Annotated in this window: 11 protein-coding genes and 1 tRNA gene; 9 read left to right on the forward strand and 3 right to left on the reverse strand. The window is 69.7% G+C overall.

Annotated elements, in window-relative coordinates; all coding sequences use genetic code 11:
• Positions 1 to 188 precede the first annotated feature (188 nt).
• The 5 genes from ACLQ24_RS02360 (at position 189) to ACLQ24_RS02380 (ending at position 6,542) form a co-directional block, all read left to right on the forward strand.
• Positions 189 to 452 (forward strand): cell division protein CrgA, encoded by a 264-nt coding sequence (locus ACLQ24_RS02360; protein WP_007454145.1) that lies wholly within the window; start codon positions 189 to 191, stop codon positions 450 to 452.
• Between the two features lie 289 nt (positions 453 to 741).
• Entirely contained in the window at positions 742 to 2,940 is a 2,199-nt protein-coding gene (locus ACLQ24_RS02365) for a (Fe-S)-binding protein (RefSeq protein ID WP_425888746.1), read from the forward strand.
• 104 nt (positions 2,941 to 3,044) lie between these two features.
• Positions 3,045 to 4,367 carry a hemolysin family protein gene (locus ACLQ24_RS02370; RefSeq protein WP_425888747.1) on the forward strand — a complete coding sequence of 441 codons (1,323 nt, stop codon included), beginning with the start codon at positions 3,045 to 3,047 and terminating at the stop codon, positions 4,365 to 4,367.
• The gene (locus ACLQ24_RS02375) at positions 4,360 to 5,361 is read left to right on the forward strand and encodes a hemolysin family protein (protein WP_425888748.1); all 1,002 of its coding nucleotides are present in this window, start codon (positions 4,360 to 4,362) and stop codon (positions 5,359 to 5,361) included. The genes ACLQ24_RS02370 and ACLQ24_RS02375 overlap by 8 nt, the downstream gene beginning before the upstream one ends.
• A gap of 167 nt (positions 5,362 to 5,528) precedes the next feature.
• Positions 5,529 to 6,542 (forward strand): NlpC/P60 family protein, encoded by a 1,014-nt coding sequence (locus ACLQ24_RS02380; protein ID WP_425888749.1) that lies wholly within the window; start codon positions 5,529 to 5,531, stop codon positions 6,540 to 6,542.
• A gap of 57 nt (positions 6,543 to 6,599) precedes the next feature.
• On the opposite strand, the gene ACLQ24_RS02385 is transcribed toward ACLQ24_RS02380, so the two are convergent.
• Positions 6,600 to 8,132 (reverse strand): N-acetylmuramoyl-L-alanine amidase, encoded by a 1,533-nt coding sequence (locus tag ACLQ24_RS02385; RefSeq protein ID WP_425888750.1) that lies wholly within the window; start codon positions 8,130 to 8,132, stop codon positions 6,600 to 6,602.
• Here ACLQ24_RS02385 and ACLQ24_RS02390 point away from each other — a divergent pair.
• Positions 8,125 to 8,397, forward strand: coding sequence for a C40 family peptidase (locus tag ACLQ24_RS02390; RefSeq protein WP_425888751.1), 273 nt, complete (start codon positions 8,125 to 8,127; stop codon positions 8,395 to 8,397). The two genes, ACLQ24_RS02385 and ACLQ24_RS02390, sit on opposite strands and share 8 nt — an antisense overlap.
• Before the next feature lie 59 nt (positions 8,398 to 8,456).
• Here ACLQ24_RS02390 and dcd read toward each other — a convergent pair whose 3' ends face one another.
• Entirely contained in the window at positions 8,457 to 9,035 is a 579-nt protein-coding gene (dcd, locus tag ACLQ24_RS02395; protein ID WP_266247661.1) for a dCTP deaminase, read from the reverse strand.
• A gap of 77 nt (positions 9,036 to 9,112) precedes the next feature.
• Here dcd and ACLQ24_RS02400 point away from each other — a divergent pair, with 77 nt between their 5' ends.
• Entirely contained in the window at positions 9,113 to 9,661 is a 549-nt protein-coding gene (locus ACLQ24_RS02400) for a pyridoxamine 5'-phosphate oxidase family protein (protein ID WP_425888752.1), read from the forward strand.
• A 75-nt stretch (positions 9,662 to 9,736) separates the two neighbouring features.
• On the opposite strand, the gene ACLQ24_RS02405 is transcribed toward ACLQ24_RS02400, so the two are convergent.
• Positions 9,737 to 10,720, reverse strand: a complete 984-nt coding sequence (locus tag ACLQ24_RS02405; RefSeq protein WP_425888753.1) for a zinc metalloprotease — start codon at positions 10,718 to 10,720, stop codon at positions 9,737 to 9,739.
• A 202-nt stretch (positions 10,721 to 10,922) separates the two neighbouring features.
• Between ACLQ24_RS02405 and ACLQ24_RS02410 the strand changes: the two genes are divergently transcribed.
• Both ACLQ24_RS02410 and ACLQ24_RS02415 read left to right on the forward strand, forming a co-directional pair.
• Positions 10,923 to 10,996 (forward strand) — tRNA-Gly (locus tag ACLQ24_RS02410).
• A gap of 111 nt (positions 10,997 to 11,107) precedes the next feature.
• On the forward strand, positions 11,108 to 11,347 hold the full coding sequence (locus ACLQ24_RS02415; protein ID WP_425888754.1) for an e9imm peptide: 240 nt from the start codon (positions 11,108 to 11,110) through the stop codon (positions 11,345 to 11,347).
• The last annotated feature ends 1 nt before the right edge of the window (position 11,348 follow it).

The raw sequence follows: 11,348 nt of genomic DNA on the forward strand, positions 1-11,348 counted from the left end.
GTGACGGCGGGGCCGCGATGCGAACAGTCCCGCCCTTTTCGGTCACTCCATGTACCTGCCTGACCCCATTCGTGGTCCAGGCGGCCGTTCGGGACTACGCTAGCTGTCGAACATTATTGGCCATGAACCGTCGCCTCCGCGTCCGGTTGTCAGGCCGGACGAGGTTGTCACCCCCTCTGGAGAGCGCCGTGCCCAAGTCTCAGGTCCGCAAGAAGAAGGTGTACACCCCGCCGACGGACGTCCGTCCGACGACGACGGCGGCGTCGCGCAAGCCTAGCCCGGTGTGGCTCCCGATCACCGCGGTCGCTCTGATCGTCGCGGGCATCGGCTGGCTCGTCGTCTACTACCTCTCCGAGCAGGAGTACCCGGTTGCCTCGTGGCAGTACTGGAACCTGGCGGTCGGCTTCGGCGCGATGGTCGCGTCGCTGGTGCTGCTCTCCCGCTGGCGCTGACCCCGGCCGGCGCGCCGCCGCACAGCAGGATCTCCATCACCCGCCGAGCCCCTGCCCGGCAGGACCGGGCCGGGCACCCTATGGTGTCCGCAGGCGGCGCGGCCTATTGCGAGATGACTCACGTTACTGACGGGTAACCTTGCGCGTAGGCTGCACTGCATGACCGAGCGGAGCGAGGTCATCGACCGGTCCGGTCGCAGGTGTGGCAGCGGCGCGACGCTGGCCTCGTCCTGCCCCGGCCCCGGTTGCTGAACCGCTCGACGAGCAGCAGACCGGGGAGGCCAACTCGATGGGCAGCGTCCAGATCGTCACCACGATCCTCGCGGCTGGCATCACCGCCGTGGCGGTGTGGCTGGCGGTGCGCGCGGTCATGAAGATGACGGCCGTCATCCGGCTGGGGCAACCCGCTCCGGAGCGGTTCGCCGACAAGGGCGCCCGTGCCAGGAAGATGCTGGTGGAGACCGCCGGCCACACCCGGATGCTGAAGTGGGGTGTGGTGGGTGCCGCCCACTGGTTCGTGATGGTCGGCTTCATCGTGCTGTCCCTGCTGGTGCTCGAGGCGTACTTCGAGGTGGTCACGCCGACCGGCGGCCTGCCGATCATCGGGCACTGGACCGTCTTCGGGCTGGCCACCGAGATCATCACCGTGCTGGGGCTGGTCGGCATCCTGGTGTTGATGGCGATCCGGCTGCGCAACCGGCCGAACCGGCCCGGCGGCCGCTCCCGCTTCACCGGCTCGACCATGTGGCAGGGCTACTTCGTCGAGTGGATCGTGCTGCTGGTCCTGATCTTCGGCCTGGTGATCCGGGGCTTCAAGGTCGCCACCGACCACTTCGAGTACCCGCTCTGGGCGACCCCGGTCAGCCACGCGGTCGGCGCGGTCCTTCCCGACTGGTCGGACGGTGCGAGCGTCGCCGCGCTCATCAAGATCGTCATTTCGATGACCTGGCTGATCGTCATTTCGCTGAACGTCACCATGGGCGTTGCCTGGCACCGCTTCCTGGCGTTCCCCAACATCTTCTTCAAGCGTGACCCGGGGAAGCCGGCCGGTTCCGGGCTGGGCCCCCTGCGACCGATGACCAGCCAGGGCAAGCCGCTCGACTTCGAGGAGGCCGACCCGGAGAAGGACCAGTTCGGCGTGGCCCAGGTCGAGCAGTTCACCTGGAAGGGCCTGCTGGACTTCAGCACCTGCACCGAGTGCGGGCGCTGCCAGTCGCAGTGCCCCGCCTGGAACACCGGCAAGCCGCTGTCGCCGAAGCTGCTCGTGCTCAGCCTGCGCGACCACGCGTACGCGAAGGCCCCCTACCTGCTGGCCGGCGGCGGCAAGGACCTCACCGGCGAGGAGAAGGCCACCCAGGCGCAGCTCGCGCACCTGGACGTGCTGTCGCTCGCCGAGGGTGACAAGCCGCTGATCGGGACGGCCGAGGAGAGCGGCGTCATCGACCCGGACGTGCTCTGGTCCTGCACCACGTGCGGCGCCTGCGTCGAGCAGTGCCCGGTGGACATCGAGCACGTCGACCACATCGTCGACATGCGGCGCTACCAGGTGCTGATCGAGTCGAGCTTCCCCTCCGAGGCCGGCGTGATGCTGCGCAACCTGGAGAACAAGGGCAACCCGTGGGGCGCACCGCAGAACACCCGCGAGGACTGGACCAAGGGCCTCGACTTCGAGGTGCCGCGGGTCGGCGAGGTGGACGACTTCGAGTACCTGTTCTGGGTCGGCTGCGCCGGCGCGTTCGAGGATCGGGCCAAGAAGACCACCCGCGCGGTCGCCACACTGCTCAACGAGGCGGGCGTGAGCTTCGCGATCCTCGGCGAGGGCGAGACCTGTTCCGGTGACCCGGCCCGCCGGATCGGCAACGAGTTCGTCTTCCAGATGCTCGCCCAGCAGAACGTCGAGACGCTGAACGAGGCGTTCGACGGCCGCGAGAAGGCCAAGCGAAAGATCGTCGCTACCTGCCCGCACTGCTTCAACACCCTGGGCAACGAGTACGGCCAGCTCGGCGGCGAGTTCGAGGTGGTGCACCACACCCAGTTGCTGGCCCACCTGGTGTCCACCGGCAAGCTCACGCCGGTGCAGCCGGTCGACGGCGGTGTCACCTACCACGACCCTTGCTACCTGGGCCGGCACAACCGGGTCTTCGCCGCTCCCCGCGAGGTGCTTGGCGACGCGATCGAGGGTGAGATCACCGAGATGCCGCGCAACAGCGAGCGCTCCTTCTGCTGCGGCGCCGGCGGCGCCCGGATGTGGATGGAGGAGAAGATCGGCAAGCGGATCAACGTGGACCGGGTCGAGGAGGCCATGGCCACCGGGGCGAAGACGGTCGCCGTGGGCTGCCCGTTCTGCTCGACCATGCTCAACGACGGCGTCAACGGCAAGGGCGCCGGCGAGCAGGTCGAGGTCATCGACGTGGCGAGCGTCCTGCTGCGCTCGGTCAAGCCCGAACAGCCGCGGGGCGACAAGCTGTCGACGCCGGTCGCCGGCTGAGGCGTACACCTGGGTTCTGCACATCGGTGGCGGCGGCCCTCAGCGGCCGTCGCCGCCGTGCAAGAATCTCGCCGAGGTGAGGAGACATCGACGGCCTGCTATTGATGACGCTGCTGCCGCTGGTCGGCTTCGTTGCGCTGACCGCCGGCAACGCGTTCTTCGTCGCGGCCGAGTTCGCTCTGGTCACGGTCGACCGCGCGGAGATCGACCGGCGGGCCGCCGCTGGCGACGAGGCCGCCCGGACGGTACGCGCCGCGCTGCGTGAGCTGTCCTTCCAGCTCTCCGGGGCGCAGCTCGGGATCACCATCACCGCCCTGCTCACCGGTTACCTGGCCGAACCGGCGCTGGCCCGGATCTTCACCCCGCTGCTGCGTCCCGTGGCCGGGGAGAGCACCGAGCGCTTCACCCCGTTCCTGGCGCTGGCCCTGGCGACGCTCCTCTCCATGCTCTTCGGCGAGCTGGTGCCCAAGAACGCGGCGCTGGCCCGGCCGATGCCCGCCGCGCTGGCCACCGCCGGGCCGATGCACACCTTTTCCCGGACCTTCGGCTGGTTGATCCGGGGCCTGAACGGATCGGCGAACCGGTTGGTCCGGGCGCTCGGCGTGGAGCCCCAGGAGGAGCTGGCCAGCGCCCGCTCGCCGGAGGAGCTGGGTCTGCTGGCCGCCATCTCGGCCCGCGCGGGCGCGCTGCCGCCGGACACGGCGATGCTGCTGCGTCGCACCATCCGGTTCGGCGACAAGCGGGCGGCTGAGGCGATGACGCCGCGGGTCGACGTGGTCGCGCTGCGGGCCACCGCGACCGTAGCCGAGCTGCTCGAACAGTCCCGGCGGACGGGACGGACCCGCTTTCCGGTGTACGAGGAGACTCTGGACCTCGTCACCGGGGTGGCGGGCGTGCCGGACGCGCTGGGCGTGCCGCTGGCCGCGCGGGCGTCGACCATGGTCGCCGCGGTGGCCCGTGAGCCGGTGTACGTGCCGGAGAGCCTGGACCTGGACGGCGTGCTGGCGGCGTTGAAGGCGGCCGGCGCCGACCTGGCCATCGTCGTCGACGAGTACGGCGGCACGGATGGCGTGGTGACGATCGAGGACCTGGTCGAGGAGTTGGTGGGCGAGATCGCCGACGAGTTCGACCCGGCCACCGTGGACGACGTCGGGCCCTTTGAGCTGACCGTCCCGGGCGGGGAGCGCACGGTGCTGGTCGACGGGGTGCTGCGCTCCGACGAACTGGTCGAGCAGACGGGCTTCCGGCTGCCCGAGGGGCCGTACGAGACGCTGGCCGGTTTCCTGCTGGCGCGGCTCGGGCACATCCCGCTGCCCGGCGAGACGGTCGACGCCGACGGCTGGGAGTTCACCGTGGTGGAGGTGGAGCGGCACCGGATCGAGCAGGTCCGGGTGCTGCGTCCGGCGGATCCGGACGCCGATGACTGAGCTGCTGGTGGCCGTGCTGCTGCTGCTCGGCAACGGGTTCTTCGTGGGCAGTGAGTTCGCGCTGATCGCGTCCCGTCGGACGGTGATCGAGCCGTTGGCGGCCGGCTCGAAGCGGGCGCGCTGGGCGTTGTCGGCGATGAACCAGATCCCGCTGATGATCGCCGGCGCGCAACTCGGCATCACGGTCTGCTCGCTGGGCCTCGGCGCGATCGCGGAGCCGGCGCTGGCCCATCTGCTCGAGTTGCCGTTCCACGCTGTCGGCCTGCCCGAGCGTGCGGTGCACCCGGTGGCGTTCGTGCTCGCGCTCGGCGTCGTCGTCTTCCTGCACACGGTCGTGGGCGAGATGGTGCCGAAGAACATCACGCTGGCCGGGCCGGAGGTCTCCGCGCTCTGGCTGGGCCCGGCCCTGCTGGCGTTCTGCGTCGCCACCAAGCCGTTGCTGCTGGCGATGAAGTGGGCGGCCCGGCGGGTGCTGGCCCTCTGGCGGATCGAGGCGACGGAGGCCGTGAAGACGGTGTTCACCGCCGAGGAGTTGGCCGGGCTGGTGTCGCAGGCGCGTACGGAGGGGCTGCTCGACGCCGAGGAGCACGCCCGGATCACCGGTGCGTTGGCCCTGCACACCCGGACCGCGGCGGACGCCCTACAGCCGTGGTCGACGGTGGTGACGGTGGCCGAGGACGTCTCCCCGGCGTCGCTGGAGGTGCTGGCGACCCGTACCGGCCGGTCCCGATTTCCGGTCGTGCAGCGGTCCACCCGGCGTGTCCTGGGCTTCGTGCACGTCAAGGACGTGCTCGGGTACGCCGGGCAGGGCCGCCGTGAGCCGGTGCCGGCCCAGGTGTACCGGCCGTTGGCGGTGGTGCCGCCGGACCGTACGCTGGCCGATCTGCTGCTGGCCATGCGCAGGGAACGGCGGCACATGGTGCTGGTCAGTGACGGTCGTCGTCCGCTCGGTGTGGTGACGCTCGATGATGTATTGACTGCAATCGTTGGTTAATTGACCAACACACTTGGTGTGCAAGTGGTTGCCTGACAGTGACGGTGACTCGGCTCGCCTTGATTCCGGTCCGGCGCTTCCCTAATGTGGTGCTCCGACCGCTGTGGGTCGTCTGCCTCGGCCCTTCCCTCACGCGAGGCGCCCGGCGGTCGGTTGCAAAGGAGTCGGTGCCGGTGGCAACCATGCCCCCTCATCGTCACGCCCCGGGACTGTCCGCTCGGTCGGGCGGTCTGCACCGGGTTGTCCACCGTCTGCTCGTGCTGGTCGCCGCCGCTGCGGTCGGTGCCGGAATGCTCGCCGTGCCGGCCCAGGCCGAGCCGACGGTCGACGAGATCGAGGCGCAGATCGACAAGAAGTGGGAGCAGTTGGAGCCCGCGATCGAGCAGTACAACAAGGTGCGGGCGCAGCTCAAGGTCAACCGGAAGAAGTCGACCGACCTGCAGAAGAAGATCGAGCCGCTGGCCCTACAGAGCGATTTGGCGCTCAACCGGGTCGGTGACCTCGCTTCCCGCTACTACATGTCGGGCCCCTCGCAGGAGATCGGCGCTCTGCTGGTCAGCGCCAAGCCGGACACGCTCACCGAGCAGCTCACCCTCCTCGACCGGCTAGCCGCGCAGGAGCGCAAGGAGGTCGAGGGCGTGCTGGCCGTCCGGGCCAAGTACGACGGCGAGAAGCAGAAGCTCGACGCGCTGATCGCCACCCAGACCAAGCAGCAGAACGAGCTGGCGGCCAAGAAGAAGCAGATCGACGCGGAGATCAAGAAGCTCGAGGCGTCGATGCCGAAGACCACCGTCAAGACCGCCGGCTGCCCGACCATCAACGGTGTGCTCGCCGTGGCCGCCCAGAAGGCGATCAAGACCGCCTGCCAACAGGTCGGCGATCCGTACGTCTGGGGTGCCACCGGCCCGAACTCGTTCGACTGCTCGGGGCTGACCCAGTACGCCTACAAGTCGGCCGGGATCTACCTCACCCACTTCACCGGTGACCAGTGGAACGAGGGCAAGGCCGTTTCGCGGGCTGACGCCCGTCCCGGTGACCTTGTCTTCTTCTTCTCCGGTCTGAGCCATGTCGGGCTGTATCTGGGTAACAACCAGATGGTGCACGCCCCACGTGCGGGCCAACCGGTGCAGGTGTCCAGCATCAACACCATGCCGGTCGCGGGATTCCGCAGACCCAGCTGATCCCCCACCACGCGACGACGGCCCCCGGTCACACCGACCGGGGGCCGTCGTGGTTCCTCAGCGGGGTGCGCCCACCGGGGACGGCAGGAGCTGTACGTCGGCGAGGTCGACGTACATGACGCGGTGGCCGAACTGGATCTGCGCGTACCGGTTCTCGCCCCGGATCACCGTCCAGTCGCCGGGCGAGGAGCCGTCGAACGTGCTGGCCCGGTAGTACTCGCCTTGCAGCACCGCGCCGACGGCGTACCGCTGACCGGCGGCGAGGGTGTACTGCAGCGGTGAGATCGCCTGGTAGGGCACGCCGGCCGGGTAGGCGGCCTGCTCCGGGTACGCCCGCCCGTACACGGGGATCGTGGCGCGGCCGGGCTTCGGGGTGACCACCATTCCGACGGTCCAGGTGGCGGTCGGCGCGGACGCCGGGTTGTGGAACCAGGCTCGCTGCCCGAGGTACCAGATGGCGGTCCAGTCGCCCTGCCGACCGGCCAGCGCGTACGTCTGGCCGGCGGAGGCCCGGGCACCGTGGTCCGACACGTCCATCGTGTTCGGGGTGCCGTCGGGGCGCAGCGCGATGTCGTTGACCAGCGGCGCGTCCGCGGACGGCGCGGTGCGCATGAGCACCGACGACGAGCCGCGCGGCGCGCACGGCGTCCCCGGGGTGACGCAGCCGGTGAACGCCGGCTGGTTGGTCGCGTAGTCGGGGTCGATCCGGACCAGCCCGGTGGCCGGGGTACCGGTGTCCAGCCGTGGCGCGTCCAGCAGGTCGAAGTAGTGCGTCCAATCCCAGTAGGGTCCCGGGTCCCAGTGCATCCCACGCACCGTCGACGCGGTGGTGCCGGGCACGTTGTCATGGCCGATGATGTGCTGGAGGTCCAGCGGGATCCCCAGCCGCAGCGCGAGGTGCCGGACGAGCTTCGCCGAGGTCCGGTACATCGCCTCGGTGTACCAGGTGCCCTGCGCGGCGAAGCCCTCGTGTTCCAGTCCGATCGACTTGGCGTTGACGTACCAGTTGCCGGCGTGCCAGGCGACGTCCTTGGTCCGGACGTGCTGGGCGATGTGCCCGTCCACCGAGCGCAGCGAGTAGTGCCAGCTCACGTAGGTCGGGTCCTGGACCAGTTGGAGGGTGGTCGCCCAACTCGCCTCGGTATCGTGGATGACGATGTACTCGATCTTCTGCCGGGCGGGCCGGTCGGAGAGATCGTGGTTGCCGTAGTCGCCGTCGCCGAACGCCGCGTAGGGGGCCGGGATCCACTCACAGGACACCGTGCGCGGGCATTCCAGCCCGTCCGGGCGGGCGAGCCGCCGCAGGCCGAGTCGGTCCAGCCAGGATCGCTCAGGTCGTACCGCTCGGGCCGGTAGCGTGACCCGCTGCCCGTCGTCGGTCACCCGGGTCTCTCCGGCGCCGATCGTGGTGAAGACCTCGTCGGCGAAGGCCGCCGCGGCATCGGCGCTGTCCGCGCCGGCGTAGCGGGCCACCGCGCCGTACCAGGTGGCCGGGTCGGTGCCGGCGCCGACGGGGGCGCCGACCTCCCGTTGGTACGCGGCCAGCAGCGCCGCCCCGCCCCGGATGTTCGTCGTCGCGTCGGTGCGCAACGCCTCGGTCGTGGCCCTGCTGGCCGCCTGGGCGAAGGCCGGTGTGTCGCTGCCGCACAATGCCGCCGCGCAGAGCCGGGTGACCAAGAGCGTCAGCAAGGGTGATCTACGCCCCGGCGACCTGGTTTTCTACTACAGCGACATCCACCACGTCGGCATGTACGTCGGCAACGGCTGGGTGGTGCACGCCTCCCAGGCCGGTGTGCCCGTCAAGATGAAGAGGGCCGACGACGGGACCATCCACAGCTACGGCAGCCCCGGCTGACCGACGCGGGACGCGGCAGGGCCCGTCGCGATCCGCTCGCGACGGGCCCGCGTCGTCTCCTAGCGCGTCGGCCAGGCGCGCCAGTTCTGCCAGGAGCGGCTGGGCGTCGGCCCCCGCTGACCCTGGTAACGCGACCCGTAGACCACCGAGCCGTACGGGTGCTCGGCCGGCGAGGAGAGCCGGAAGATGCAGAGCTGGCCGATCTTCATGCCCGGCCAGAGGGTGATCGGCAGGTTCGCCACGTTGGACAGCTCCAGCGTCACGTGCCCGGAGAAGCCCGGGTCGATGAACCCGGCGGTGGAGTGGGTGAGCAGGCCGAGGCGGCCCAGCGAGCTCTTACCCTCCAGCCGGCCGGCGAGCTGGTCGCCGAGCGAGATCACCTCCAGCGTCGAGGCGAGCACGAACTCCCCCGGGTGCAGCACGAACGGCTCGCCGTCGGGCACCTCGACCACCGAGGTCAGGTCGTCCTGCTGCATGGCCGGGTCGATGTGGGTGTAGAGGTGGTTGTTGAAGACCCGGAACAGCCGGTCGAGTCGTACGTCGATGCTGGAGGGTTGGACCAGAGTGGGCTCGAACGGCTCCAGGCCCAGTGTGCCGGCCTTGATCTCGGAGACCAGGTCACGGTCGGAGAGCAGCATCGGACCACCATAGCGAGGTGGGTGGTGACCAGCGTGTCGAGGTCGCTCCTCGTACATTTGTTCGATAGAATGCCCGCATGGCTTCCTGGTCCGATTTCGCCGCCGACGAGCCCCGCCTCGCCGACGGGATACGCGTTCTCCTGCAGCAGTACGGGCCGGGCTTCGGCTACCTGGCCACGGTCCGTGCCGACGGTGGGCCCCGGGTCCACCCGGTCTCCCCGGTCATCACCGACGAGGGTCTCTTCTGCTTCATCATCGACTCGCCGAAGCGCCGCGACCTCGAACGGGACGGCCGTTACGCACTGCACTCGTTCCCGCCGGAGGAGAGCGACGACGAGGCGTACGTGGCGGGCCACGCCTGGCCGGTCACCGATCCGGTCCGGGTGGCCCGGCTGGCGCAGAGCGCCCGGGCGGAGCCGCGGGTCGACTGGCGGCTGTTCGAGTTCACCGTCGACGTGGCGATGCTGACCCGCCGGGAGCAGCACGGCCTGGGCATCGCGGTCGGTCATCCGGCCGTCCAGGTCTGGCTCGATCCGCACAGCCCGCCCGCGGCGGCCGCAGCTCCGGCCGTACCGCAGACGCGCCCGACCCGCCGCAGCCGTGACGTGCAGTGCACGGCCGCCTGACCACGGTCCGGTCGGTAAAGACGCCGGTGCCGGCTCCGTCACGACGGAGCCGGCACCGGATGTACGCGAGGAGAGCTACGCCGCGCGGTACGCGTTCCACGCGGTGAGCATGCGGCTCGCCTGGCCCGTGGTGAACTGGTACATGCACGAGTCGTGGGTGTAGTCCATGAAGTTGGTGATCGGGTCCAGGCCGGTCGCCGAGCAGGTGTTCCGCCCGGTCGGGCACTGGTACGCCGGCGACGCCTCCGCCGGGGTGTCGCTGACACCGTCGCCCGAGCCGCCGCAGCCACCCTGGAAGGTGTGGTAGAGGTTCAGCCAGTGACCCACCTCGTGGGTGCCGGTGTCGCCCTGGTTGTAGTTGGTGGCGGTGCCGCCCGGCAGCGACTCGCTCAGCACGACCACGCCGTCCATGCTGCTCAGGTTGCGCTGCGGGAAGGTCGCCCAGCCCAGCAGGTCGTCGCTCAACTCGCCAAGATAGATGTTGAGCGTGTTCTTGCCGCCCACCCGCAGCGACGACTTCATCGACCGCTCGGCCGACGAGCCCTCGACGATCGGGTACCAGGACGTGTTCGTCACACGGTTGATCTTGTCGAGCCGGATCGCGAACGCGGTGGCCGCGCCGCCGGTCCCGCCCGCGTAGGCCTGGTTCAGCACGTTGATCTGCGAGGTGATCATCGAGTCCGGGATATTGCCGCCGGCCCGGGTGCTGGTTTCCTGGATCACGTGCACCACCACCGGGATGGTGACGGTCGCCAGCGCCGTGGCACCCGCGCCGGCCCGGTAGTTGGCGCGTTCGCGCAACGCCGCCGCAAGGTCGGCGTCACGATCGCGGACCTGCTTGGCGGTTAGCTCGTTCGGCTCGTGCATGGCGCCGGCACCCGGCTTCGCCCGGGCGTTGGCCTGGCTGCCGGCCGGCTCCGAGCAGGCGCCGCCCGGCGCCGCAGAGAAGGCCGAAGCAGCCGGAACGACGCCCACCGCAGCGGTGCTGAGCAGCAGTGCGAGGGTCGTCGACGCGACACCGGCGACACGTCGGGTCAGCAGGTTGGGACGGAGTCCCATGGGCCCACCTCTTTCTGGCGGCGCGGCAGGGGGTGTGTCACGCCGTGGCTGGCAACGTGTGGCAGACGTTACAACTCATCGACGCATTTGAGAACGGCAACATGTTGCCGTCTGGAAACTTTTTCGCGGTGAGCGTGGCCGGCTGGCGCGCGGGGGTGGCTGGGTGCACGGGTGCGGCGATTCGGGTACAGTGGTGCCGCCCGCGGGTGTAGTTCAATGGCAGAACATCAGCTTCCCAAGCTGACAGTGCGGGTTCGATTCCCGTCACCCGCTCCAGCGTGAAGGCCCTGACCAGGACGTGAGTCCGAGTCAGGGCCTTCGATGTTCCAAGGTCAACGATCATGCGCCGTGCCATTGGCGTGCCATTAGTCAGGTCGGGAGGGCGGCTTGCCTGGGAAGCTGACCCGAGACGAAGCGATCCGGCTCGTCACGCTGATCATGAAGCTTGACTACGCCGACCATGCCGAGCTGAACGACTGGCTCGACTGGCTCGAACGTGACCTCGACTACCCGGACATCTCCGAGCTGATCTTCGCCGTCAATCCGGAGCTGACAGCCGCCGAGGTGGTCGACCGAGCTGCCGCCTACCGGCCGACCGAGCTGCCAGAGGGCGGCCCGGGTAACTAGC

The sequence above is a fragment of the Micromonospora sp. DT4 genome, from assembly GCF_049841675.1.
Taxonomy (GTDB): Bacteria; Actinomycetota; Actinomycetes; order Mycobacteriales; family Micromonosporaceae; genus Micromonospora.